The sequence below is a fragment of the Streptomyces specialis genome, assembly GCF_001493375.1.
GTDB lineage: Bacteria > Actinomycetota > Actinomycetes > Streptomycetales > Streptomycetaceae > Streptomyces > Streptomyces specialis.
In genome coordinates, this window is sequence record NZ_LN929896.1 from 300,060 (window position 1) to 325,278 (window position 25,219).

The following is a 25,219-nucleotide window of genomic DNA, read 5'->3' on the forward strand; positions in this document are numbered from 1 at the left end:
ATCAAGTGGTGTTACTCAATCGACACCCAACCGAACGCCTGAAGAGGTGATCATTCCGGCTGCCGATCGGGCCGCGAACCGGCGATAACGCCTGCTACGGCCCCTTTGGGCCCGCTTCAGCGGGCTCGCGTATGCGATTGATCACATCTCCCTCATTCCCGTCTCGACCTGCCCTCAGACCGGGATGGCGACCCGCATGACGAGCCCGCCGGCCTCCCGGGGCTCGGCCACGACATAGCCCCCGTGGGCCCGCGCGACCGACCTGACGATGGACAGCCCGAGACCGACTCCCTTGTCGCTACCCGTGCGCTGAGTACGTAGCCGCCGGAAGGGCTCGAACATGTTGTCGATCTCGTAGGCGGGCACCACCGGCCCCGTATTCTCCACCACCAGGACCGCCTGCCCCGGCCTGACCTCCGTATCCACGCGGACCCAGCCGTCTGTCGGCAGGTTGTACCGTACGGCGTTCTGCACGAGATTCAGCGCGATCCGCTCCAGGAGCACCCCGTTTCCCTGCACGTGGACCGGCGGGCGGCCGCCCCGGATCTCCACGCCCCGGGCCTGCGCCTCGCCGCGCGTCTGCTCGACGGCCTGCCCGGCGACCTCCGCCAGGTCCACCGGCTTCCGGTCCACCAGCTCGTTCTCGCTGCGGGCGAGCAGCAGCAGGCCCTCCACGAGCTGCTCGCTGCGCTCGTTCGTCGCCAGCAGGGTGTTCCCGAGCTGGATCAGCTCGGGCGACGCGTCCGGGTCGGAGAGCTGGACCTCCAGCAGCGTGCGGTTGATCGCCAGCGGCGTGCGCAGCTCGTGCGAGGCGTTGGCGACGAAGCGCTGCTGCGCGGTGAACGCCCGGTCCAGCCGGTCCAGCATCTCGTCGAAGGTGTCCGCCAGCTCCTTCAGCTCGTCGTCGGGGCCGTCGAGCTCGATCCGCCGGTGGAGGTCGGAGCCGGCCACCCGGCGGGCCGTGCGGGTGATCCGGCCCAGCGGCGAGAGCACCCGGCCAGCCATCACATACCCGAAGGCGAACGCCGCCACCGCCATCCCGAGCAGCGCCAGGAGCGAGCTGCGCAGGAGCTGGTCGAGGGCGATGGCCCGCTGGGTGCCGGTGCAGTCCTGGAACCAGCTCCGGAACTCCTCCTTGGTCACCGACTCGGGCAGCGGCGCGCAGACGTCGGAGACGATCATCACGTCCGTCTGCATCTCGTTGAACTCGAACGGCAGGGCCAGACCGCGGTCCAGGGCGCGGGCCGCCAGGAGATAGATGATCGTCAGCAGCACGACCCCGGCGATCAGGAACATCCCGCCGTACAGCAGCTGTCTCTTATACCCATCTCCGAGCCCACGCGACAGGCAGAAATATCGAATGGCGTCTTCTGCTTGAAAACAACAAACGATATGAATCATTATTGAGCCTAACGACACACTATTCAAAGGTATAAGAGGCAGGGGAACCGGTGGGGGGCGAGGCGGCCATGGCTCAGACCCGGTACCCGGCGCCGGGCACGGTGGTGATCACGGGCGGGTCGCCCAGCTTGCGGCGCAGCGTCATCACCGTGACGCGGACCACGTTGGTGAAGGGATCGGTGTTCTCGTCCCAGGCTTTCTCCAGGAGCTGCTCGGCCGAGACGACCGTGCCCTCGCTGCGCATCAGGACCTCCAGCACCGCGAACTCCTTCGGCGCCAGATTGACCTGCCTGCCGTCCCGGAAGACCTCCCGGCGGTTCGGGTCGAGCCTGATCCCCGAACGCTCCAGCACCGGCGGCAACGCGGCCGTGGCGCGGCGCCCCAGGGCGCGGACCCGGGCGATCAGCTCGCTGAAGGCGAACGGCTTCGGCAGATAGTCGTCCGCGCCGATCTCCAGGCCCTCCACACGGTCGCTGACGTCCCCCGAGGCGGTCAGCATCAGCACCCGCGTCGCGCGCCCGCTGTCGACGATGTGACGGCAGACGTCGTCGCCGTGGACCAGCGGGAGATCGCGGTCGAGGATCACCACGTCGTAGTCGTTGAGATCGACGCGCTCGGTCGCCGCGGCCCCGTCGTAGACCACGTCCACCGCCATGGCCTGGCGGCGAAGCCCGGTGGCCACGGCATCGGCGAGCAATTGCTCGTCCTCGACGACGAGTACGCGCACGTCCTGTCCTTCCTCGGCGGGTCCGGGGCAGGGCCCACACCCTTGCCCTTATACACATATCCCAGCCCACCAGACAGGCAGAAAACTCCCGCGGCGCCTTTTAGTTTGAAAACAAAGTCAGGCATTACAGAGTGTAACGCGCTAGTAGGTGGACTTTCACGACTTATGTTCAATGCCACCGGTAAGAGCTCTCGCCGGGGGGCTGACTGACGGTGATTTTTGTTGCCGGGAGGTTTCCGCCGGGAGCGCATCGGGGAGGAAGCTCCACAACCCCGCGACCACCCCCTGTAGGCGGTAAGCCACCCCTGCGCTGCCGACCGTTCCATGGGGCCCCGCTGTGGTCGCACCCACCCCCGGCACCCCCCAGTGCCGCCGATCGAAGACGAGGGGGCGCACCTTGGACGCGTTCACCGATGGAATCCTTCAGCGCATCGAGAACACCCAGTCCGATCTGCACCGCGCTCGTGAGGCCGGAGATGTGTTCACGATGGACGTGGAGCAGGCCGAGCTGGACGACCTGCGCCGACTGGCGGCGGAGCACGGTGTGCAGGTCGGCTGACGCCGTCTGACGCCTTCCGGCACGCATCGACGACAGAGCGCCCCCGGGCTGGTCCCGGGGGCGCTCTGTCGTACGCGCGTGCCCGCGCGGGCCCGTGGCGCCCCGTCAGTCGTGCCAGGCTCCGAGCTCGTCCAGGAGCGGCTGGAGCACGGCGAAGACCCCGGGGCTCGCGGCGACGGTCAGGTCGCCGTCCGGCCGCCGCCCGGTCCGGCCGCCGGTCAGGGCTCCGGCCTCCCGGGCGATGAGGTCCCCGGCGGCCAGGTCCCAGGGCGCCAGGCCGCGTTCGTAGTAGCCGTCCAGCCGGCCGCCGGCCACGTCGCACAGGTCGATCGCGGCCGAGCCCGAACGGCGGATGTCGCGGACCCGGGGGATCAGCCGGTGGGCGACGGACGCCTGGGCGGCGCGGACGGCGGCGACGTAGTTGAAGCCGGTGCCGATCAGCGCCTGGTCCAGCGGCGGCGAGGGGCGCGGGCGCATCGGCTCGGGGGCCGCGCCAGGCGTCAGCCGCTCGGCGCCGCCGCCGCGCACGGCCCGGTAGGTCTCCCGGCGCATCGGCGCCTCGACCACGGCCGCCACCACCTCGCCGTCCAGTTCGGCGGCGATGGAGACGGCCCACTGGGGCAGCCCGTAGAGGTAGTTGACGGTCCCGTCGAGCGGGTCGATGACCCACCGCACACCGCTGCTCCCGCCGCTGACGCCGCCCTCCTCGCCGAGGAACCCGTCGCCGGGGCGACGCTCCGACAGGAAACCGGTGATCAGCTTCTCGGCCGCGACGTCCATCTCGGTGACGATGTCGATCGGGCTGGACTTGGTGGCCGCCACGCCCAGATCGGCCGGGCGGCCGTCCCGCAGCAGCCGCCCCGCCCGCGCGGCGGCCTCCTGGGCGAGCGCGAGCAGCTCCGCGGCGAGTTGGGGGGTGGGCGCGTCGGCCCCGGCTCGGTCGGACATGGCGCGGTGTTCCTCCCACTCGTCGGGCCGGCCGTACCGCTCGGGCCGGCCGTATCGCTCGGTCCGGTCGCGGGTCACGCGTACGGGTCGTCGGCGCCCGCGGCGGCGGGCTTGGCCAGGCGCCCCGGGCAGCAGCCCACCGGGCACAGGTCGTGGCTCGGGCCCAGCGCGCCCAGGGCCGGGCGCCGGGGCGTCTCGCCGCGCTCCTCGGCCGCCCGCTCCAGCACCAGATCGCGCAGCGCCGCCACGAAACGGGGATCGGCGCCGACCGTCGCGGACCTGACGGCGGGCAGGCCCAGCTCCCGCGCCGTCGCCATGGCCTCGGTGTCGAGGTCGTAGAGGACCTCCATGTGGTCCGAGACGAACCCGACCGGGACCATGACCACGCCCGGTACGCCCTTGGCGTGCAGGGCGCGGAGATGATCCGAGATGTCGGGTTCCAGCCACGGGATGTGGGGGGCGCCGCTGCGCGACTGGTAGACCAGCTCCCACGGGTGGTCGGTGCCGGTCGCCTCGCGCACCGCGCGGCTGACGACGCGGGCGGCGTCCAGGTGCTGCGCGACATACGCCCCGCCCGCCGGGCCGTGGCCCACCGGCGGGCCGGAGGTCTCCGCCGCCGCCTCGGGGATGGAGTGGGTGGTGAACGCCAGATGCGCGCCCTGCCGGGCCTCCTCGGGCAGGTCCGCCAGGGCGGCCAGGACGCCGTCGGTCACGGTCTCCAGGAAGCCGGGATGGTTGTAGTAGTGCCGCAGCTTGTCCACGCGCGGCAGCTCCGCCCCCTCGGCCCGCAGCGCCGCCAGGGCGCCCGCCAGGTCCTCCCGGTACTGCCGGCAGCCGGAGTAGGAGGCGTAGGCGCTGGTGGCCAGGGTGAGGACGCGGCGGCGGCCGTCCGCCGCCATCTCGCGGAAGGCGTCGGTGACATACGGCGCCCAGTTGCGGTTGCCCCAGTAGACCGGCAGGTCCAGGCCCTGTCCGGCGAAGTCGGCGCGGAGCGCGGCGAGCAGCGTGCGGTTCTGCTCGTTGATCGGGCTCACGCCGCCGAAGAGGCCGTAGTGGGCACCCACTTCGGCCAGCCGCTCGCGGGGGATGCCGCGCCCCCGGGTGACGTTCTCCAGGAACGGCAGGACGTCGTCCGGGCCTTCGGGGCCGCCGAAGGAGAGCAGCAGCAGGGCGTCATAGGGACGCGGGTCGATCGCACGGTCCATGTCTCCGCATCCTGCCACCAACGGCGGGCCTCCCGCCCGGCGCCGTCCGGCGGTCGCGGGTGTCCCCGACACCCCGGAATCCCCCATTCGGCCGTATGCGCACACTCCCTGCACGCCATCCCCTCAAGTGGCTTCCGTCACGTGGTGATAGGTAGGGTTTTGCGGCTTCTGGGAGCCTTGCGGCCCATGTCTGCCGCCTACGGCCAGGCCAACTCCCTTGCCCCGGGAGAACTTCACCGGCGCGGCGCCCCACCCCGTCAGGCCCTAATGGAGTAGTGTGAAGTTCCCTTGGTCCTGGTCCTGGCGGCCCACGCGTGCAGAGACGCTCGCGCCGGTCACCGCACGTGGCAAAGTGGTGACTGTGCCACAACCGCGGCTCAAGACCATGGCCCGACACGCCGGGCAAGTCGGCAAGGTTGTGGCAGGCTGCACCCGGGCAAGTCACACTCGTCCAGCGGGAGCAGCGACGTACGTGACGTCGGCAGGCACCACCGGGAGGTCCTCGTGCCCGAACTGCGTGTCGTGGCCGTGAGCAATGACGGCACACGCCTGGTGCTCAAGGCTGCCGACAACACGGAATACACGCTTCCCATCGACGAGCGGCTGCGCGCCGCCGTCCGGAACGACAGGGCGCGTCTCGGCCAGATCGAGATCGAGGTGGAGAACCACCTGCGCCCGCGCGACATCCAGGCGCGTATACGAGCCGGCGCGACGGCCGAGGAGGTCGCGCAGTTCGCCGGCATCCCCGTGGAACGCGTCCGCCGCTTCGAGGGCCCGGTGCTGGCCGAGCGCGCCTTCATGGCCGAGCGCGCCCGCAAGACGCCGCTGCGGCGCCCCGGTGAGACGGCCGGGCCGCAGCTCGGCGACGCGGTCGCCGAGCGCCTGATGCTGCGCGGCGCGGAGAAGGACGCCGTGCGCTGGGACTCCTGGCGCCGGGACGACGGCACCTGGGAGGTGCTCCTCGTCTACCGGGTCGCGGGCGAGACGCACTCCGCGAGCTGGACGTACGACCCGCCCCGCCGCCTGGTCCACGCCGTGGACGACGAGGCGCGGTCGCTGCTGGGCGAGACGGACGACACCCCGGAGCCGAGCACGCCGTTCGTGCCGCGCATCGCCCGGCTGCCCCGCGAGGGCGACCGGCCGCCGGCGCCGCGCGTGTCCGGCGACAGCGACACCGACTCGCTCACCAGCCTGCTGGAGGCCGTCCCGAGCTTCCGCGGCGATCTGGTGGTGCCCGAGCAGGCCGGGCCGCCCTCGGTCCCGGCGGCGGTGACCTCCCCGGCCGACGACGAGCCCGAGGACGAGGAGGCCGCCGCGCTCGGCACCGCCGCTCCGGCGGCCGGTGCCGGCTCGACCTACGCGGACGTGCTCATGCCGCGTTCGGTGGGCGGGCACCGCGACCGGCTGACGGGCAGCACCGACCGCCAGGCCGAGGCGGACGGCGTCCGCCCCGGCCGCCGCGCGGCCGTCCCGAGCTGGGACGAGATCGTGTTCGGCACCCGGCGCAAGAAGAAGGACTGAGCGGGGGGCCCGGCCGGGCCCCCGGTCAGCCGGGCTCCGGGCCGGTCGCGACGGGCCGGCCGGGGTCGGCGGACCACTCGCTCCACGAGCCCGGGTACAGCGCCGCGTCGACGCCCGCCACGGCGAGTGCCAGGATCTCGTGCGCCCCGGAGACCCCCGAGCCGCAGTAGACACCCACCTCGGTGCCCGGCACCGCGCCCAGCTCCGCGAACCGGGCGGCCAGCTCGGCGGCGGGGCGGAACCGGCCGTCCGGGCCCACGTTCTCGGTCGTCGGCGCCGACCGCGCGCCGGGGATGTGGCCGCCGACCGGGTCGATCGGCTCGACCTCGCCCCGGTACCGCTCCCCCGCCCTGGCGTCCAGCAGCACACCGCTCCTCGCCAGCCGGGCCGCCGCGTCCGCGTCGAGCACGGGCAGCGCGCCGGGCCGGGGCGTGAAGTCGCCCGCGGCGGGCGCGGGCACCTCGGTGGTCAGCTCGCCGTCCCACGCGGCCAGCCCGCCGTCCAGCACCCGCGTCTCCTCGTGCCCGGTCCAGCGCAGCAGCCACCAGGCACGGGCGGCGCCCCACCCCTGGCCGCCGTCGTAGACCACGACCGGGCGGCCGGGCGAGACGCCGGCCCGGCGCATCGCCGCGCCGAACACCGCCGGGTCGGGCAGCGGATGCCGACCGCCGGGGCCGGGCGGGGCGGCCAGTTCGGAGTCCAGATCCACGTAGACCGCGCCGGGCAAGTGGCCCCGTTCGTACTCGGGCCGGCCGGGCGGGCCGCCGAGCCGCCAGCGCACATCGAGCAGGACGGGCCGCCGCTCCGGCGGGACGCCGGGGGCGAGTTCGGCGGCCAGCCGGGCTGTGGAGATCATTGCTGTCATGGGGGCCATTCTCTCCGTAATCGGGGGGAGACTGGTCTGTGTGAGTAACGGCAGTGGCGCGATGGTCCTACAGGAGAAGAGACAAGGATGACCGAAGCAGCGAGTCCGCCGGTTTCCGGAACGCACCGCTGGGTAAGTCTGATGGTCCATGACCTGGCCGCGAGCCAGGAGTTCTACCGCTCTCTGTTCGGCTGGGAGTTCGAGGAGGGGCCGGCACAGCTCGGCCCCTATGTGCAGGCCGTGGTGGACGGCCGGCCGGTCGCGGGACTCGGTGAGATCGGGCAGGGAGTGCGACGGCTGGTCGCGTGGTTGCCGTACATCGCCACCAGGGACGCCGACGCCACGGCGATGCTGATCCGCGACTGCGGCGGCACGGTGGCGGTCGGCCCACTGGAGGTCGATCAGGTCGGGCGGCTGGGCATCGCCGCGGACATGTGCGGCGCGGCCTTCGGCATCTGGCAGGGCGGCCCGCGCAAGTTCGGCCCGCTCCAGGGGCAGATGGGCGCTCCCTGCTGGAACGAGCTGATCACCGCGGACGCCTCGGGCGTCGGCAAGTTCTACTCGATGGTCTTCGGGTACGAGACGCTGCCGGTGCCGGGCGCGCCGGCGGATCTGGACTACCAGGCGCTGCACCTGGAGGGCCACAAGGTCGCCGGGATCCGGGGCGTGGGGAGTGACCTGCCGCACGACCGGGGCGCGCACTGGCTGACGTACTTCTCCGTGCCGGACGTGGACGAGGCCCTGCGCCGGATCACCGCGCTCGGCGGGCGGCAGCTCAGCGAGCCGGCGGAGTCGTCGTTCGGGCGCTGGGCGCGGGTCGCCGACCGCGAGGGCGCCCCGTTCGCGGTGCTCCGCGCCACGCGGTCCTGACCACCGGCGGGCCGGGGCGGGCGTCCCTCCCGGGCGGCTACGCCGGCCCGCCCGGCGCGGTCCCGCCGAGGCGCGGGGGCCGGCCGTCGGCGGGGGGCACGTCCGGCGAGAGCGGGCCCGCCCCCGCCGCGGCGGCGGTCAGCCGGCGGCGGTGATGCCTGCGGCACAGCACCTCGTAGCCCACGTCGGCGCGGGCGCCGACGTCGCCCACGACGACCTGCGCGCCCTCGACCACCATCCGCCCGCCGACGGTGCGGGCGTTGTGCGTGGCCCGCGCGCCGCACCAGCACAGCGCCTCGACCTGGAGCACCTCGACGCGGTCGGCCAGCTCGATCAGCCGCTGCGAGCCGGGGAAGAGCCGGGTCCTGAAGTCGGTGGTGATGCCGAAGGCGAAGACGTCGATGCCCAGGTCGTCCACGACCCGGGCGAGCTGATCCACCTGCGCGGGCGACAGGAACTGCGCCTCGTCGGCGATCACGTAGTCCACGCGCCCGCCCGCGGTCAGGTGTCTCACCAGGTGGGCGTGGAAGTCGAAGCGCTCGTCGGCCTCGATCGCGTCGGTGACCAGGCCGAGGCGGGAGGACAGACGGCCCTGACCGGCGCGGTCGTTCCGCGTGAAGATCATGCCCATCAGGCCGCGGGCCGAGCGGTTGTGCTGGATCTGCAGGGCGAGCGTGCTCTTGCCGCAGTCCATCGTGCCGGAGAAGAAGGCGAGTTCGGGCAACGGAACGGGCTCCAGATCACGTTCTCACTTCGAGGAGCGGCACGAGCTGCTCCGCCGGGGTCACCGAGCCGTGCATGCCGACCAGGGCCGACTCGTGGGGCTCCGAGACACTGGCGACGACGCAGGCGGTGCCGGTCATCGCCACCACGACGTCGCCGACGCGGGCCCGCACGCGCGCCTCCATCCCGGCGTCCGGCGGGCCGAACCAGCCCAGCTCCACGGCCTCGTCGCGGGTCGCCACCCAGGCGTGCCCGGCCAGCACCTCGCGCCAGACCGCGTACACGTCGGAGGCGGCGCCCGGCACGGCGTACAGGTGGCGGGCGCGGCCCTCGCCGCCGAGGCGGGCGACGCCGGCCCGCAGCTCCCAGTCGTCGTCGAAGTCGAACCGCGCCTCACCGGCCGCCGGCACGTCGACCATGCCGTGGTCGGCCGTCACATACAGCACCGAGCGCGGCGGCAACTGCTCGGCGAGCCGACGCGCCAGGCCGTCCACGCGGCGCAGCTCGCCGCGCCAGGCGTCGGAGTCGACGCCGAAGCGGTGGCCGGTGGCGTCCAGCTCCGCGTAATACGTGTAGACGAGCGCCCGGTCGGCGACCGCCAGCCGGCGCGCGGCCAGGTCCACCCGCTCCTCGGCGTCGAGCCGGCCGAGGAACGTGCCGCCGGAAAGCGCGACGCGGGTCAGCGGTGTGTGCTCGAAGTGCGGGGCGGAGACCTGGGCGGCGGCGACGCCCGCGTCGTGCGCGAGCTGGAAGACGGTGGGGTGGGGCTGCCACAGCGTGGGGTCGGTCCAGGGATCCCAGCGGAGCTGGTTCATCAGCTCGCCGGAGGCCGGGTCGAGGACCTTGTACCCGGCCAGGCCGTGGACGGCGGGGGCGAGCCCGGTGCCGACCGAGGCGAGCGAGGTGGCGGTGGTGGAGGGGAACCCGGCGGTGATGGGCTCCCCGGCGCCGGCCCGCGAGGTGGGCAGCAGGGAGGTGAGGAACGGGGCCGCCTCGGGGTGCGCCCGCAGCGCCTCCCAGCCGAGGCCGTCGACGAGGAAGAGGCAGACGCGGTCGGCGGGCGGCAGGACGAGACCGGACGTCACACCGGGGACGCCGAGCCCGGCCGCGGCGGCGGGCAACACGTCGGCCAGCGACGCCGAACCGTACCTCGGCGCGGGCGCTCCGCGCGGATCGAGCGGCTCGGGATCGTCGGACGGCGGCGGGGCGCCCCACCCTCCCCCGGGCTGGGAAAGGGTCACCTGCCGGTCACCGCGGTCGCCTCGGAGAGCGCCTGGGCGAACTCCAGGGTCCGGCGCACCGTCTCCGGGCCGTCACCCGCCTCGCTGATGCGCAGGGAGAGGTCGTCGGCCGTGGTCGAGCCGGTGTACCCGTGGTCGGCCTCGCAGTTGGGATCGCCGCAGCTCGCGGGCTCCATGTCGATACGGGAGACGGCGCCCCAGCCGATGGTGAGGACGACCTCCCGGGGCACGGTGCCCGGCACGTACGACTGCGGGTCGGCGACGACACGGCTGATCACCACGGAGGAGATCCGGTCGAGCTTCACGGACTCCGTGGAGGTGGTGGCGTAGGGAGCGGGCGCCGTGCTGTCCGCGGACTGCTCGTCGGTGTGGCTGACGATGAACCGGGTGCCGGTCAACACCAGGACCGTGGCATGCCGGCGCACCTCGTTGCTGTCGAAGGTCGTCTCCTGGTGGACCAGGAAGGAGACGACTGGCTCCCGCCCCACCGCTGCCTCCACCGCCTCGGCGACCAGCGCGGGGTAGTACCCACTGCGCTCGATCGCCTCCCGCAGCCCCTGGGACGTCGTACCGGTCTTCGCCATGGGCCCCATCCTAAAGGGCGGGCCCGGCACGGGAGGAGCCGTCGGGCGCTCAGTACGCCGGGAGCCGACGCGGGCCGAGATCCGCGCGCGGGGGCGGGGGCGCCACCCACACCGTCGCGGCCAGCGGCGTCGCGCCCCGCGGCGCCACCACGACCGGCTCCAGCTCGACGGCCGATATCTCCGGCCGGTCGTCGACCAGGCGCCCCAGCCGCAGCAGCAGCTCCTCCAGCGCGGCGGTGTCCACCGGGCGGGCGCCGCGCCAGCCGAACAGCATGGGGGCGGCCCGGATGGAACGGACCAGCTCGGCGGCGTCCCGGTCGGTGACGGGCAGCAGCCGGTGGCCGACGTCGCCGAGCAGCTCCGAGGGCGGCCCGGCCAGGCCGAAGGAGAGCACCGCGCCGATGGCCGGGTCGACGGTGGCCCGCACCACGGTGTCCACACCGCGCGGGGCCATCGCCTGGACCACGGGCTGGAGTTCGGCCGGGTCGCCGAGCTGCCGGGTCAGCTCGGCCCAGGCGCGGCGCAGCTCGGCCTCGGTGGCGATGCCGAGCCGGACGCCGCCCAGGTCGGACCGGTGGCGCAGCCACGCGGCCGTGGTCTTCAGGGCCACCGGGAAGCCGATCCGGCGGACCGCCGTGACGGCGGCCCCCTCATCGGGGGCGGGCAGGGTGGCGGGCACCGCGATGCCGTAGGCGCCGAGCAGGAGGCGGGTGCGCTCCTGGCCGAGCGGCGTACCGGGTCCCGCGCCCCCGGGCACGGCGGGACCGGGCGGCACGGACGGCATCGGCGGCGCGGGGGGGGGGCTGGCTCTTTTACAAAATTCCGGGCCCACGAGGGAGGGGGGAAAATCGGGTGGCGCCTTTTGCTTGGAAAAAAAATAAAAATAACAGAAAGGAAGTGGTAGTGACCATTATAGGGATGACGGCGCGGACGGCAGGGCGGGGCCGACGAGGTCGGCCAGCAGCCGGGCGGCGACCTGCTCGTGGATGTCGTCGAACTCCGGGACCCGGCCCGGGGCGGCGGCCCCGGCCCGCCACTCGGCGTGCCGGACGGCCTGGGCCAGGGCGCGGACGGCCCGCTCGGCGGAGGGGTAGGCGGGGATGCCCTGGGCGTTGAGCGCCGAGGCCAGCTCCTCCAGCGCGAAGTGGGTGACGACCACGGGCTTGTCGGCCGCGGCGTCGGCGACGGCCGTGTGCAGGGCGGCCATCAGGTCGAGGTCGTGGGTGACCCGGGTGTCCTCGCCGACGATGGGCAGCGCGGTGACCACCACGGCGTCCACCCCGGGGTCGGTCAGGGCGGTGGTCAGGGCCCGGTGGTAGTCGGCGGGGGTCGCGGCGGGGCCCAGGCTGTCCAGCGGCAGCGGGCTCAGGCCCTGGGCGCGGCAGGCGTCGTGGGCGATCAGGCCGAGCGCCTCCGCGTTGCCGACGACCGCGACCCGGGGGCCCCGGGGCAGCGGCTGGCGGGCGAGGAGCAGCCCGGTGTCGACCAGTTCGACCGCGGGGTCCGCCTCGATGCTCCCGGCCTGGCTGAGCAGGGCCGAGACGGTGCTCTCCGGGGTGCCGCCGGCCTGGGCGGCGCGGCCGTGCGGCGGCGCCCCGCCGCTGTGCCGCCCGCCGCGCACCACGACCACCGGCTTGCCCGCGGCGGCGGTGCGGCGGGCGACGCGGGTGAACTTGCGCGGGTTGCCCACGGATTCGAGGTACATGAGGACGACGTCGGTGGCCGGGTCCTCGTACCAGTACTGGAGGGCGTCGTTGCCGGAGAGGTCCGCCCGGTTGCCCGCGGAGAGGAACGTGGACAGGCCGGCGCCGCGCCGTTCCAGCTCGTCCAGCACGGCGATGCCGATGGCGGCCGACTGGGTGAACAGGCCGATGCGTCCGGCGCTGGGCAGGCGGGGGGCGGGGCTGGCGTTGAGCCGGACGGCGGGCGCGGTGTTGATGACGCCGAACGCGTTCGGTCCGATGATCCGCATCCCGTACGAGCGGGCCAGGTGCACCAGGTCGCGCTGCTCCTCCCGGCTGTGCCCGGCGGCCAGCACGACCACGCCCTGCACTCCGTGCTCACCGCACTCGGCGACCACCTCGGCGACCCGGCCGGCCGGGACGGCGAGCACCGCCAGATCGACGGGCGCGGCGATCTCGCGCACGGAACGGAAGGCGGGCACGCCCTCCAGCACGGTCGCGTCCGGCGCGAGGGCGGCGTTGACCGCGTACACCTCGCCGGTGAAACCGCCGCCGAGCAGCCCGGCGAGGACGGTGCGGCCGGCGCCGCCGGGGCGGCGGCCCGCGCCGATGACGGCGACGCTGCCGGGGGCCAGCAGCCGCTGCACGGACCTGGCCTCGGCGCGCTGCTCGCGGGCGCGCATGACGGCGACGGACTCGGCGGTGGGCTCCAGGTCGAGGGTGAGATGCACGGTGCCGTCGGCGAAGCTGCGGCGCTGGGAGTAGCCGGCGTCCGTGAACACCTTGATCATCTTGTTGTTGGCCGGCAGCACCTCGGCCTCGAAGCGCCGGATGCCGCGCTCCCTGGCGACGGCCGCGATGTGTTCGAGAAGGGCGGAGGCCAGGCCCCGGCCCTGGTGGGCGTCCTGGACGAGGAACGCGACCTCCGCGCGGTCGGCGCCGCCGGAGGCGGCCCGGCCCTCCTCGTCAACGCGGTCGTACCGGACGGTGGCGATGAACTCGTCGCCGACCGTGGCGGCCAGCCCGACCCGGTCGACGTAGTCGTGGTGGGTGAACCGGTGCACGTCGCGGGCGGACAGGTGGGGGTGGGGCGCGAAGAACCGGTAGAACTTCGACTCGTCGGACACCCGCTCGTAGAAGCTCACCAGCCGCTCGGCGTCGGCCGGGGTGATGGGCCTGATGTGCGCGGTGCCGCCGTCACGGAGCACCACGTCGGCCTCCCAGTGGGCCGGGTAGTGAGGCTGGGCGGGCGTCCGCATGGCTTCAGCGTACGGTTGACGATGTCCGGACGGGAGCCTCGGCGCACCGCCCGTGACGCCGCAGAAGCGACGGAACCACCCCGGAGGGCAACACCATGGCCGAGCGCCGCGTCTCCATCGGCTGGGCCGAAGGGCTGCACGCCCGCCCCGCCTCGATCTTCGTCCGCGCCGCCACCGCCACCGGAGTGCCGGTGACCATCGCCAGGAAGGACGGCACGCCCGTGAACGCCGCCTCCATGCTGGCCGTGCTGAGCCTCGGCGCCGAGGGCGGCGAGGAAATCCTGCTGGCCTCCCCGGCCGAGGACGAGGCGGCTGCCGAAGCGGCGCTCGACCGGCTGGCGAAGCTCGTTTCCGAAGGGCTTGAGGAGCTTCCGGAAACAGTGTGAAAAAATTGTTCGCACCACCCAGGAATTCCGGGCAGCAGAATTCCGGGCCCCGATTCCCGCAGCGGAATTCGCAGCCCTTTTCCCAGGTGTATACGGTCGCTGTTAAATCTGGCCGCGAAGCGTGTTTACGGCAGGTTTCTGGCTTCTCACAGCGACCGACCGGAACTGGCGGCGCGCGGGCGTGGACCGTTCGAGCTGGGCCGCGGCCAGGGCCCGCGCCCGCTCCGCGTCGCCGCGCGCGATGGCGTCCACCAGGGCGCCCCGCTCCTGCCAGACCACCACGGCCCGGGAGACGGGCTCCGCGGCGTACAGCCAGGTGATCTTGCGCCGCAACTGCACCAGCAGGGCCGTCAGCCCGGGGCTGCACGTCGCCTGGGCGACCGTCTCGTGGAACCAGTCCCCCAGCGACCGCAGGTCGGCCTCCTGCCCCTGGCCTGCGCGCTGGCGCCCGAGCCGCACGAGCCCGCGCAGAACCTTCAGGTGCGCCTCCGTGCGCCGCTGCGCCGCGCGGGCCGCGCCCAGCGGCTCCAGCAGCGCCCTTATGTCCAGCAGATCGGCCGCCTCGCGATCGCCGAGCTGCGCCACACAGGCCCCGGCGTGGCGCCGGGAGACCACGAAGCCCTCCGACTCCAGCGTGCGCAGCGCCTCGCGCACCGGCACCCGGGACACCCCGTACCGCTGGGCGAGCTGCTCCTCGGCCAGCCGCGCACCGGGCGGCAGGACCCCGCCGACAATGTCGTCACGGATTGCCGTGCATACCGTGTGCGCGGAGATACGCATGAACAAACCCCCACTGACATAGCCGGCGTCAGCCCTGTTGCATTACTACCGGGTCACTGACCCGAACTGTATGGCAAAAACGCCGGTATGCCGATAGCGCCCCCCGAAAACCCGCCGGTTTTCGGCCGTAAACACGGAAGCTCTCCGGGACGCCGGGCCATGAATTCGGACGTCCGCGAGCCCCGGGCGCAGGCCGCCCGGGGCTCGCGTGAGTCGTCCGGCCGCGGATCAGCCCGCGACCACCGTGACCTCGCCGATCCCCAGGTCACGGACGGGTCCGGCGATCTTCTCGGCGTCCCCGACGAGCACGGTCACCAGCCCGTCCGCGGGCAGCGCCCGGACCACGGCCGCCGACGCCTCGACGGTGCCGGTTTCGGCCAGCCGCGCGTACAGCCGCGCCTGGAAGTCGTCCGGCAGCTCCTCCTCGACCTGGTTGGCCAGCGTCCCCGCGACGGCCGCCGCCGTCTCGAAGCTGAGCGGCGCCACGCCCACCAGATACTGAACGGCGGCGTCCCGCTCCTCGTCCGTCAGTCCCTCGGCGGCCAGGGTCCGCAGCACCTGCCACAGATCGGCCAGCGCGGGGCCGGTGACGTCCGTGGCCACCGAGCCCCGGATGCCCAGCAGGGCCAGGCCCGTGCCGTCGGCGCTGGAGCGCAGCACCTGGCTGAACGCGCGGATGCCGTAGGTGTAGCCCTTCTCCTCGCGCAGCACCCGGTCCAGACGGGAGGTGATCGTGCCGCCCAGGCAGTAGATGCCGAGCCGCCGCGCCGGGTAGAGCGGGTCGTGCCGGTCCCCGCCGGTCCGCCCGATGAGGAGCTGGGTCTGCACCGCGCCGGGACGGTCCACGACGATCACGCGGGGGGTGTCGTTCACGTCGGCGGGCGACCACACGGGCGGCTCGGCGGCGGAGCCGGTCCAGGTGCCCAGGGTCTCCTTCAGCGCCGCGTCCAGGTCGATCCCGGGCAGGTCGCCGACGACGACGGCGGGGGCCGCGGCGGGCCCGATGTGCGCGTCGTAGAAGGCGCGCACCGCCTTGGCGTCGATCCGCCCGACCGTCTCCGCCGTCCCCGAACGGGGCCGGGACATGCGGGACTCGGCCGGGAAGAGCGCCGCGTACAGCGCCATCGCCGCGCGCCGCCCGGGGTCGGCCAGCTCGTGCGGGATCTCGTCCAGGCGGTTGCGGACGAGACGCTCGATCTCGCTCTCGGCGAAGGCGGGCGCGCGCAGGGCGTCCGCCAGCAGGCCCAGGGCCTTGGTCAGCCGGGAGGCGGGGACCTCCAGGGAGACGCGCAGCCCCGCGTGGTCGGCGTGGGCGTCGAGCGTGGCACCGCAGCGTTCGAGTTCGGCGGCGAACTCCTCGGCCGAGTGCTTGTCGGTACCCTCGTTGAGGGCGCGGGCCATGATGGTCGCCACGCCCTCCTGCCCCTGCGGCTCCGTCTCCAGCGGCGCGGTCAGGTTCAGCTCCACCGCGATGACCCGCTGGCCGGGCCGGTGACTGCGCAGCACCGTCAGCCCGTTGGGCAGCCCGCCGCGCTCCGGCGCGGGGAACGCCCACGGCCTGGGCTCGCCGCCCGCCGGCCGGGGGTGGAGTCGCATGGTGTCGGCGTCCGTCACTGGTCCGCCCCTTCGGTCTCGGAGTCGGTCGACTCGGTGGTCTCCTCGGCGCCCTCCGCGGGACCGGTGGGCTCGTAGACGAGCACGGCGCGGTTGTCCGGGCGGAGCTGGGCGGCGGCCACCGCCCGCACCTCCTCGGCGGTGACCTCCAGGACGCGCCGCACGGCGGTGAAGGCGAGCGTCGGGTCGCCGAAGAGCACGGCGTACCGGCACAGTTCGTCGGCCCGGCCGCCGACCGTGGCCAGCCGGTCGAGCCACTCACGCTCCAACTGGGCCTGCGCGCGCTCCATCTCCTCCGGCGTCGGGCCCTCCTCGGCGAACCGCGCCAGCTCCTCGTCCAGCGCCCGCTCGATGTCCGCGACCTCCGCGTCGCCCGAGGTCTTCACGTCGAGCCAGCCCATCGAGGGCGCGCCGGCCAGACGCAGCAGGCCGAAGCCGGCCGAGACGGCCGTACGGTCGCGCCGCACCAGCCGGTTGTGCAGCCGGGACGACTCGCCGCCGCCGAGCGCGGTCAGGGCCAGGTCGGCGGCGTCGGCCTCCCGGGTCCCGTCGTGCGGGAGCCGGTAGGCCGCCATCAGCGCCCGCGCCGGGACGTCCTCGCGGATGACCTCGCGCAGTTCCTCACCGATGGTCAGCGGCAGAGTGCCGTCGCGCGGCGGGCGCTTGCCGTCGTGGGAGGGGATCGAGCCGAAGTACTTGTCGGCCCACGCGAGGACCTGCTCCGGGTCGATGTCGCCGACGACCGCCAGGACGGCGTTGTTGGGCGCGTAGTAGGTCCGGAAGAACTCCCGCGCGTCCTCCAGGGACGCGGCGTCCAGGTCGGCCATCGAGCCGATCGGCGTGTGGTGGTACGGGTGTCCCGCCGGGTAGACCATCGCGGTCAGCCGCTCGAAGGCGGTGCCGTAGGGCACGTTGTCGTACCGCTGACGGCGCTCGTTCTTGACGACGTCCCGCTGGTTCTCCATGGACTCGTCGTCCAGCGCGGTCAGCAGCGTGCCCATGCGGTCCGCCTCCAGCCACAGGGCGAGTTCGAGCTGGTGGGCGGGCATGGTCTCGAAGTAGTTGGTGCGCTCGAAGCTGGTGGTCCCGTTCAGCGAACCGCCGGCTCCCTGGATGAGCTCGAAGTGGCCGTTGCCCTTCACTTGGGCCGAGCCCTGGAACATCAGGTGCTCGAAGAGGTGCGCCAGTCCGGTACGGCCCTGGACCTCGTGGCGGGAGCCGACGTCGTACCAGAGGCAGACCGCGGCGACCGGTGTGAGGTGGTCCTCGGAGAGCACCACGCGGAGCCCGTTGGCCAGTCTGTGCTCGGTGGCGGTGAGCGCGCCGGCGGTGTCCTGCGGGATGGCCGTGTGGCCCATGGGCATGAGGTCCCTTCGCTCGGACGGTCGAGGTCTACGTCACCTTATGCAAGGTGAGCCGGGGTGTGCGAAGTTCCCGGTTGTCGGCGGCGCGGTCCACAATGGTCGCCGGCAACCCCGCCACCCTGACGAAGGAGCCTGCCGCGATGGCCCGCCGCAGCACGAAGTCCCCGCCTCCGGAGGAATTCGAGGAGCGCATCCTCGACATCGACGTCGTCGACGAGATGCAGGGCTCCTTCCTCGAGTACGCCTACTCGGTGATCTACTCCCGCGCCCTGCCGGACGCCCGGGACGGGATGAAGCCGGTGCACCGCCGGATCCTCTATCAGATGCACGACATGGGGCTGCGGCCCGAGCGCGGCTACGTGAAGTGCGCCCGCGTGGTCGGCGAGGTGATGGGCAAGCTCCACCCGCACGGGGACACCGCCATCTACGACGCGCTGGTGCGGATGGCCCAGCCGTTCTCGATGCGGCTGCCCCTGGTCGACGGCCATGGGAACTTCGGTTCGCTGGGGAACGACGACCCGCCCGCCGCGATGCGGTACACCGAGTGCAGATCCGCTCCGGCCGCCGGGCTGATGGTGGAGTCGATCGACGAGGACACCGTCGACTTCGCGCCCAACTACGACGGCAGCGAACGGGAGCCGGTGGCGCTGCCCGCCGCGTACCCGAACCTGCTGGTGAACGGGGCGAGCGGCATCGCCGTCGGCATGGCGACGAACATGCCGCCGCACAACCTGTCCGAAGTCATCGCCGCCGCCCGGCATCTGATCCGCCATCCGAACGCCGACCTCGCCGCGCTGATGCGGTTCGTGCCCGGCCCCGACCTGCCCACCGGCGGCCAGGTCGTGGGCCTCGACGGGATCAGGGACGCGTACGAGACGGGCCGGGGCACGTTCCGGATGCGCGCCACCGTGTCGGTGGAGAAGGTCACCGCCCGGCGGCACGGACTGGTCGTCACCGAGCTGCCGTTCACGGTCGGCCCGGAGAAGGTCGTCGCCAAGATCAAGGACCTGGTCAACGCCAAGCGGCTCCAGGGCATCGCGGACGTCAAGGACCTGACCGACCGGTCGCACGGACTGCGCCTGGTCATCGAGGTGAAGAACGGCTTCAACCCGGAGGCGGTGCTGGCGCAGCTCTACAAGCTGACGCCGATGGAGGAGACCTTCGGGATCAACAACGTGGCGCTGGTGGACGGCCAGCCGCTGACGATGGGTCTGCGGGAGCTGCTGGAGGTCTACGTCGACCACCGCTTCGAAGTGGTGCGCCGGCGCAGCGAGTTCCGGCGCGGCAAGCGGCGGGACCGGCTGCACCTGGTCGAGGGCCTGCTCGTCGCGCTCATGGACATCGACGAGGTCATCCGGATCATCCGCTCCAGCGACAACGCGGCGGACGCCAAGGAGGCCCTGATCGCCCGCTTCGGGCTCTCCGAGACGCAGACCCAGTACATCCTGGACACGCCGCTGCGGCGGCTGACGCGGTTCGACCGGCTGGAGCTGGAGACGGAGCGCGACCGGCTGACCGGGGAGATCGAGGAGCTGACCCGGATCCTCGACTCGGACGCCGAGCTGCGGAAGCTGGTCTCCTCCGAGCTGGCCGAGGTCGCCAAGAAGTACGGGACGCCGCGCCGCACGGTGCTCCTGGAGGCCGAGGGCGACCGGACGGAGGCGGTGCCGCTTGAGGTGTCCGACGACCCCTGCCGGGTGCTGCTGTCCTCCACCGGGCTGCTGGCGCGGACCGCGGACGGCGACATGGCGTCCGGCGGCGGGGGCAGGCGCGGCAAGCACGACGTGATCGTCTCCGCGGTGCCCTCCACCACGCGGGGCGAGGTCGGCGCGGTGACGTCGGCGGGCCGGCTGCTGCGCCTGGCCGTGGTGGACCTGCCGCAGGTGCCGCACAGCGCCTCCGCGCCGAACCTGGCGGGCGGCGCGCAGATCGCGGAGTTCCTGTCGCTGGGGGCGGACGAGCGGGTGGTCTGCCTGACCACGCTGGACGAGTCCTCGCCCGGTCTGGCCATCGGCACCGAGCAGGGCGTCGTCAAACGGGTCGTGCCGGACTACCCGGCGAACAAGGAGGAGCTGGAGGTCATCTCCCTCAAGGAGGGTGACCGGATCGTGGGCGCCGCCGAGCTGCACACCGGCGAGGAGGACCTCGTCTTCATCACCAGCGACGGGCAGTTGCTGCGGTACCAGGCGTCGCAGGTGCGGCCCCAGGGCCGGCCGGCGGGCGGCATGGCGGGCGTGAAGCTCGCCGAGGGCGCGCGGGTCATCTCGTTCACCGCCGTCGATCCGGCTGGGGACGCCGTGGTGTTCACGGTGGCGGGCGGCAGCGGCACGCTGGACGACTCGCTGGGGTCGGCCAAGCTCACGCCGTTCGACCAGTATCCGCGCAAGGGGCGGGCCACGGGCGGCGTGCGGTGCCAGCGGTTCCTCAAGGGCGAGGACCGGCTGACGTTCGCCTGGGCCGGGGCCGCGCCCGCGCGGGCGGCGACGGCCAACGGGACCCCGGTGGACCTGCCGGAGCCCGACCCCCGCCGCGACGGCTCCGGAACGCCGCTGACCAAGGTCGTCGCGGTCGTCGCCGGCCCGGTGTGACGGCTCAGCGGAGGTCGTCCGGCTCCTCGACCCCGGCCTCGGCACCGGCCTCGGCACCGGTGTCGTCGGGGTCGTCGAGGAAGCGCAGGACCCCCGCCATGCCGTCGTCGGCGGGCTCGCCCTCCCCGGCGACGCACGCGGCCAGCTCGGCGCGCAGCGCCCCGGCGTCCAGGCCGGCCCCGATCAGGACGAGTTCCGTGCCGGGGCCGCCCTCGGGCGCCGGGTAGAACCGCAGGAAGCGGCCCACCGCGTGCAGGGTGAACCGCTCGGCGCCCAGGGCGACGAAGCCCTTGATCCGGTACAGCCCGGCGGGCCGGGTCTCCAGGAACCGCGTCAGGCGGCGCGGCACGAGCGGCCGGTCCGCGGTGAACGACACGCTGTCGTAGGCGGTGTGGACGTGCGCGCCCGGGTCGTCCTCCGCGGCGACGAGGTCGGCGAACGAGAGCTGCCGCGCCCCGGTCTCCCGCTCCGCCGCGTCCGCCCGGTCGAAGAACAGCCCGGGATCGACCCGGCCGTGCACGGCCTCCACCACGGGTGTGCCGCCGGCCCGTTCCCGCAGTTCGGCCAGCAGGGCGGCACGCCGCGCGGCGTCGACGCGGTCGGTCTTGTTGAGCACCAGCAGGTCGGCGACCCCGAGGTGCCGGCTCCGGTCCGGCTCGGCCGCGTCCACGACCTGGACCAGGCCGCCGTAGACGATGTGCGGGGTGTCGGCGGCGAGGATCATCCTGACCAGCGCGGGCGGCTCGGCCAGACCGCTGGCCTCCACGACGATGAGGTCGATCCCCGCCTCCGGCCGCGCCAGCCGCTCCAGGGCCGCGTCCAGGTCCTCGGTGTCGACGGCGCAGCACAGGCAGCCGTTGCCGAACGACGCCATGGCGTCCACCTGTCCGGCGATCAGCATGGCGTCGACCGGGATGCTGCCGAAGTCGTTGACGACGGCACCGATCCGGATGCCCTCGCGGTTGCGCAGGAGGTGGTTGAGCAGCGTCGTCTTACCCGCTCCCAGGAATCCGGCGAGCACGATGACCGGGACCCGGCCGCTGACGAAGTTCCGCACGGCGCCCGAGCCTAGGGCATGCCCGCCGGCCGGTGCGCGCGGACCGTCACCGGGACGGCTGGGGCGGTTGAGGTTAGCCTTGCCTGTGTGAGCGAATGTGCGATTCTCTCGCGGGACCGGGCCGAGCCCCTCGCCGGCACGGCCGCCACCGCCCGGACCTGGCTGCTGATCGAGCAGCCCGGCCCGTGGGGGGCGAAGGCGCTCACCGGGAGCCGGCTCGACCCCGGCCTCGGCCGGGCGCTGGAGGCCGCCACCGAGGAGGCGGGCACCGGGGTCCGCGTCGCGCTGATCCGCCGTCCCGGCCGCGGCCACGACCGGGACGGGACCCGGCGGGTCTGGCTGGCGCACACCGGACCGGGCGCCGCCTGGATCAGGACCACCGGGGTCACCGGCGAGAGCGCCGCCCGCGACCTGCTCCGTCTGGACTTCGCCCGCCTCGGCGCGGGCCACCACGACGGCCTGTGGACGCCCCACCGGGGCGGCCCGCTCACGCTGGTGTGCACCAACGGCCGCCGGGACCGCTGCTGCGCCTCCCTCGGCCGCCCGCTGGCCACCGAACTGGCCGCGGCCGGCGACTGCGAGGTCTGGGAGATCACCCACATCGGCGGCCACCGCTTCTCCCCCACCCTGCTGACGTTCCCGCACGGGTACGCCTACGGCCGGATGTCCGCGCCCGCCGTCAAGGGCGTGCTCGCCGCCCTGCGGGACGGCCGGGTGGTGACGGAGAACTGCCGGGGCCGGTCCACCTGGGACCGGCCGGGACAGGCCGCCGAGCTGGCGGTCCGGGAGCTGACCGGGGAGGGCGCCGCCGACGCCCTGACCGTGGAGACCGGCCCGCCGCGCGGCGCGGCCCGGACGGTCGGCGTCCGGCACCGGGACGGCCGCCGCTGGCGGGTGGAGGTCACCGAGGAGACGACGGGCGGACCGGCTCCGGCGAGCTGCGGCGCCGAGCCCGCGCCCCAGCCCGCGTTCGTGGCCGGCCCCGTCGTCCCGGTGCCGGGCCCCGCCCGCTGAGACGTTCACCGGCCGAACGCGGCCGGCCGGACGCCGCGTCAGGTGTCGATGCGGGAACGGTCCAGCGTGGCCGCCGCGTTGGCGATGAACTCGCGGCGCGGCGCGACCTCGTTCCCCATCAGGAGGCTGAACGCCTCCTCCGCCGCGTCCAGGTCGCTGATGTTGATCCGGCGGAGCGTGCGCTTGCGCGGGTCCATCGTGGTCTCCGCGAGCTGGTCGGCGTCCATCTCGCCCAGGCCCTTGTACCGCTGGATCGAGTCCTTGTACCGGACGCCCCGGCGGTCCAGGTCCTGCAACGTCTCCCGCAGCTCATTGTCCGAGTAGGTGTACAGGTACTTGTCCTGGCCCTTGCGCGGGTTGCTCAGCTCGATGCGGTGCAGCGGCGGGACGGCCGAGAAGACCCGGCCCTGCTCGACCATGGGCCGCATGTACCGCTGGAAGAGCGTCAGCAGCAGGCAGCGGATGTGCGCGCCGTCCACGTCGGCGTCGGCCAGGAAGATCACCCGGCCGTAACGCGCCTGGTCGATGTCGAAGGTCCGCCCGGACCCGGCTCCTATCACCTGGATGATGGCGCCGCACTCGGCGTTCTTCAGCATGTCGGCGACCGACGACTTCTGGACGTTGAGGATCTTGCCGCGGATCGGCAGCAGCGCCTGGAACTCCGAGTTCCGCGCGAGCTTGGCCGTGCCCAGGGCGCTGTCGCCCTCCACGATGAACAGCTCGCTGCGCTCCACCTCGTCGCTGCGGCAGTCGGCGAGCTTCGCCGGCAGCGCGGAGGACTCCAGGGCCGTCTTGCGCCGCTGGGCCTCCTTGTGCTGCCGGGCGGCGATCCGGGTCCTGGCCGCCGCCACGATCTTCTCCAGGACCGCGCGGGCCTGCTGCTTGGCGTCGCGCTTGGTGGAGGTCAGGAAGCCCTTCAGCTCCTTGGCCACCACGGCGGCCACGATCCGGGAGGCGGCCGAGGTGCCGAGCACCTCCTTGGTCTGCCCCTCGAACTGCGGCTCGGCCAGCCGGACCGTCACCACGGCCGTCAGCCCCTCCAGGGCGTCGTCCTTGGAGACGTCCTCCTCGGCCACCCGCAGCAGCTTGGTGGCGCGCAGCACCTCGTTGACGGTCGTCCGGACCGCGCGCTCGAAGCCCGCGACGTGGGTGCCGCCCTTGGGGGTGGCGATGATGTTGACGAAGGACTTCAGGGTGGTGTCGTACCCGGTGCCCCAGCGCAGGGCCACGTCCACGTGGAGATCGCGCCTGACCTCGGTGGGGATCATGTGGCCCCGGTCGTCCAGGACGGGGACGGTCTCCTTGAAGCTGCCCTCCCCCTGGAACCGGAGCACGTCGGAGACGGGCTTGTCGGGCGCCAGGTACTCGCAGAACTCGCTGATGCCGCCGTCGTACCGGAAGACCTCCTCGGTCGGCTCGGCGCCGTCCAGCCCCCGCCCGTCGCGCACGACGATGGTCAGCCCGGGGACCAGGAAGGCCGTCTGGCGGGCGCGGGCGTACAGGGTCTCCAGGGAGAGCTTCGCGTCCCGGAGGAAGATCTGCCGGTCCGCCCAGTACCGGACCCGGGTGCCGGTGCGGTTCCTGGGGATCTTCCTGGTGTCGCGCAGGCCCCCGGCCGGGTCGAACGGGGCGTCGGGGCCGGACTCGGTGAAGATGCCGGGCGTGCCGCGCCGGAAGCTGATCACGTGGGTCCGGCCGCCGCGGTCCACCTCGACGTCGAGCCGGGAGGACAGCGCGTTGACCACGGAGGCGCCGACACCGTGCAGGCCGCCGGAGGCCGCGTAGGAGCCGCCGCCGAACTTGCCGCCCGCGTGGAGCTTGGTCATCACGACCTCGACGCCGGACAGGCCCGTCTTGGGCTCGATGTCGACGGGGATGCCCCGCCCGTTGTCCCGCACCTCCACCGAGCCGTCCTCGCCGAGCAGCACCTCGATGTGGTCGCAGTGGCCGCCGAGCGCCTCGTCGACGGCGTTGTCGATGATCTCCCACAGGCAGTGCATCAGGCCCCGGCTGTCCGTCGACCCGATGTACATCCCGGGGCGCTTGCGCACCGCCTCCAGACCCTCCAGAACCAGCAGGTGCCGGGCGGTGTAGTTGCCCCCCGGGTCGGATCCGGTCAGCAGTGCGGCAGATGGCACGGACGTGTCGGCGGTCACGCAGTTCGCTCCTCGCTGAATCCAGATCTGTGGCGTAGTGCCGCTCAGAGGGTACCGAGGCTCTGTAGAGCGGTTGTGCAGCTACCCGGGGAATGCCAGGGTAGCCCAGAGTCGTTCACGTGTTCGATGACTCGCATGGGTGACGCGCACGTCACGTTCCCTTCGAGGCATGAACCATTTAGGCTCCGGGCACGTCCTTCTGAACGGGAGGACCGACCCCGGGTACACCGAGGTAGCCGGAACAAAAAGACCAAGACAAGCGCTTACACCTACGATCCACCCGTAATCGGCTCATTCGCCGCCAACCGGCAGCGTTCGGCCATCTCGGCAGAGACTTTTTCAGCGAGAAAGCCGCGAGCGGGAACGTTCTCGGCCTGGTTGGATGTTGTCCCTGGTACGACAGCTCGTCGAGCTAGAGAAGAGGCGACGTGACTACTGTTCTGACCCCCGCGACCCCGCTGACGGCCGGGGACCGCTGCGACCGCTGTGGTGCCCAGGCGTATCTCCGCGTGGTCCTCGCCAACGGCGGTGAGCTCCTGTTCTGCGCCCACCACGGGCGCAAGTTCGAGCCGGAGCTCAAGAAGATCGCCGCGGAGATACAGGACGAGACGGAGAAGCTCACGGCGACTCCTGCGTCCGCACACAACGACGAACGCTGATCCGGGCGTCTCTCGT

Annotated in this window: 20 protein-coding genes and 1 pseudogene; 7 read left to right on the forward strand and 14 right to left on the reverse strand. The window is 73.1% G+C overall.

Annotated elements, in window-relative coordinates:
- Positions 1-174: 174 nt before the first annotated feature.
- Positions 175-1,296 (reverse strand): sensor histidine kinase, encoded by a 1,122-nt coding sequence (locus tag BN2279_RS19585; protein WP_407702272.1) that lies wholly within the window; start codon positions 1,294-1,296, stop codon positions 175-177.
- Between the two features lie 178 nt (positions 1,297-1,474).
- The gene (locus tag BN2279_RS19590) at positions 1,475-2,128 is read right to left on the reverse strand and encodes a response regulator transcription factor (protein WP_059011445.1); all 654 of its coding nucleotides are present in this window, start codon (positions 2,126-2,128) and stop codon (positions 1,475-1,477) included.
- 397 nt (positions 2,129-2,525) lie between these two features.
- On the opposite strand from BN2279_RS19590, the gene BN2279_RS30005 reads away from it, so the two are divergent.
- A complete protein-coding gene (locus BN2279_RS30005) occupies positions 2,526-2,687 on the forward strand; it encodes a hypothetical protein (RefSeq protein ID WP_199827762.1) in 162 nt (53 codons plus the stop codon).
- Positions 2,688-2,792: 105 nt separating this feature from the next.
- On the opposite strand, the gene BN2279_RS19595 is transcribed toward BN2279_RS30005, so the two are convergent.
- Both BN2279_RS19595 and BN2279_RS19600 read right to left on the reverse strand, forming a co-directional pair.
- A complete protein-coding gene (locus BN2279_RS19595) occupies positions 2,793-3,635 on the reverse strand; it encodes an inositol monophosphatase family protein (RefSeq protein WP_059012583.1) in 843 nt (280 codons plus the stop codon).
- A 74-nt stretch (positions 3,636-3,709) separates the two neighbouring features.
- Entirely contained in the window at positions 3,710-4,840 is a 1,131-nt protein-coding gene (locus BN2279_RS19600) for a ferrochelatase (RefSeq protein ID WP_059011447.1), read from the reverse strand.
- A 504-nt stretch (positions 4,841-5,344) separates the two neighbouring features.
- Between BN2279_RS19600 and sepH the strand changes: the two genes are divergently transcribed.
- Positions 5,345-6,361, forward strand: coding sequence for a septation protein SepH (gene sepH / locus BN2279_RS19605; protein WP_059011450.1), 1,017 nt, complete (start codon positions 5,345-5,347; stop codon positions 6,359-6,361).
- A gap of 25 nt (positions 6,362-6,386) precedes the next feature.
- Here sepH and BN2279_RS19610 read toward each other — a convergent pair whose 3' ends face one another.
- Complete coding sequence (locus tag BN2279_RS19610; protein WP_059011452.1) at positions 6,387-7,226, reverse strand: sulfurtransferase; 840 nt, start codon at positions 7,224-7,226, stop codon at positions 6,387-6,389.
- A 141-nt stretch (positions 7,227-7,367) separates the two neighbouring features.
- Here BN2279_RS19610 and BN2279_RS19615 point away from each other — a divergent pair, with 141 nt between their 5' ends.
- A complete protein-coding gene (locus tag BN2279_RS19615; protein ID WP_234348012.1) occupies positions 7,368-8,096 on the forward strand; it encodes a VOC family protein in 729 nt (242 codons plus the stop codon).
- A gap of 37 nt (positions 8,097-8,133) precedes the next feature.
- On the opposite strand, the gene BN2279_RS19620 is transcribed toward BN2279_RS19615, so the two are convergent.
- From BN2279_RS19620 to BN2279_RS19635, 4 genes and pseudogenes are all read right to left on the reverse strand, one after another.
- Positions 8,134-8,820 carry a thymidine kinase gene (locus tag BN2279_RS19620; protein WP_059011456.1) on the reverse strand — a complete coding sequence of 229 codons (687 nt, stop codon included), beginning with the start codon at positions 8,818-8,820 and terminating at the stop codon, positions 8,134-8,136.
- Positions 8,821-8,836: 16 nt separating this feature from the next.
- Positions 8,837-10,060 (reverse strand): alkaline phosphatase family protein, encoded by a 1,224-nt coding sequence (locus BN2279_RS19625; RefSeq protein WP_059011458.1) that lies wholly within the window; start codon positions 10,058-10,060, stop codon positions 8,837-8,839.
- Complete coding sequence (locus BN2279_RS19630; RefSeq protein ID WP_059011460.1) at positions 10,057-10,644, reverse strand: DUF5998 family protein; 588 nt, start codon at positions 10,642-10,644, stop codon at positions 10,057-10,059. The genes BN2279_RS19625 and BN2279_RS19630 overlap by 4 nt, the downstream gene beginning before the upstream one ends.
- 49 nt (positions 10,645-10,693) lie before the next feature.
- A pseudogene (locus tag BN2279_RS19635) lies at positions 10,694-13,585 on the reverse strand (bifunctional acetate--CoA ligase family protein/GNAT family N-acetyltransferase).
- 95 nt (positions 13,586-13,680) lie between these two features.
- Here BN2279_RS19635 and BN2279_RS19640 point away from each other — a divergent pair.
- Entirely contained in the window at positions 13,681-13,971 is a 291-nt protein-coding gene (locus tag BN2279_RS19640) for an HPr family phosphocarrier protein (RefSeq protein ID WP_059011462.1), read from the forward strand.
- Positions 13,972-14,073: 102 nt separating this feature from the next.
- On the opposite strand, the gene BN2279_RS19645 is transcribed toward BN2279_RS19640, so the two are convergent.
- The 3 genes from BN2279_RS19645 to BN2279_RS19655 all read right to left on the reverse strand — a co-directional run bounded on the left by BN2279_RS19645 (position 14,074) and on the right by BN2279_RS19655 (position 17,729).
- Positions 14,074-14,751, reverse strand: coding sequence for a GntR family transcriptional regulator (locus BN2279_RS19645; RefSeq protein WP_059011464.1), 678 nt, complete (start codon positions 14,749-14,751; stop codon positions 14,074-14,076).
- A gap of 228 nt (positions 14,752-14,979) precedes the next feature.
- Positions 14,980-16,347: a M16 family metallopeptidase gene (locus BN2279_RS19650; protein WP_059012585.1), complete on the reverse strand. Its 1,368-nt coding sequence runs from the start codon at positions 16,345-16,347 to the stop codon at positions 14,980-14,982.
- A 14-nt stretch (positions 16,348-16,361) separates the two neighbouring features.
- The gene (locus BN2279_RS19655; RefSeq protein ID WP_199827763.1) at positions 16,362-17,729 is read right to left on the reverse strand and encodes a M16 family metallopeptidase; all 1,368 of its coding nucleotides are present in this window, start codon (positions 17,727-17,729) and stop codon (positions 16,362-16,364) included.
- A gap of 140 nt (positions 17,730-17,869) precedes the next feature.
- Here BN2279_RS19655 and BN2279_RS19660 point away from each other — a divergent pair, with 140 nt between their 5' ends.
- The gene (locus BN2279_RS19660; protein WP_059011468.1) at positions 17,870-20,317 is read left to right on the forward strand and encodes a DNA gyrase/topoisomerase IV subunit A; all 2,448 of its coding nucleotides are present in this window, start codon (positions 17,870-17,872) and stop codon (positions 20,315-20,317) included.
- Positions 20,318-20,321: 4 nt separating this feature from the next.
- Here the strand turns inward: BN2279_RS19660 and BN2279_RS19665 are convergent, their stop codons facing one another.
- The gene (locus BN2279_RS19665) at positions 20,322-21,374 is read right to left on the reverse strand and encodes a CobW family GTP-binding protein (RefSeq protein ID WP_059011470.1); all 1,053 of its coding nucleotides are present in this window, start codon (positions 21,372-21,374) and stop codon (positions 20,322-20,324) included.
- 87 nt (positions 21,375-21,461) lie between these two features.
- Between BN2279_RS19665 and BN2279_RS19670 the strand changes: the two genes are divergently transcribed.
- A complete protein-coding gene (locus BN2279_RS19670) occupies positions 21,462-22,388 on the forward strand; it encodes a sucrase ferredoxin (protein WP_059011472.1) in 927 nt (308 codons plus the stop codon).
- A 38-nt stretch (positions 22,389-22,426) separates the two neighbouring features.
- On the opposite strand, the gene BN2279_RS19675 is transcribed toward BN2279_RS19670, so the two are convergent.
- Positions 22,427-24,544: a DNA gyrase/topoisomerase IV subunit B gene (locus BN2279_RS19675; protein WP_059011474.1), complete on the reverse strand. Its 2,118-nt coding sequence runs from the start codon at positions 24,542-24,544 to the stop codon at positions 22,427-22,429.
- Between the two features lie 428 nt (positions 24,545-24,972).
- Between BN2279_RS19675 and BN2279_RS19680 the strand changes: the two genes are divergently transcribed.
- Positions 24,973-25,203 carry a DUF7455 domain-containing protein gene (locus tag BN2279_RS19680; RefSeq protein ID WP_059011476.1) on the forward strand — a complete coding sequence of 77 codons (231 nt, stop codon included), beginning with the start codon at positions 24,973-24,975 and terminating at the stop codon, positions 25,201-25,203.
- The last annotated feature ends 16 nt before the right edge of the window (positions 25,204-25,219 follow it).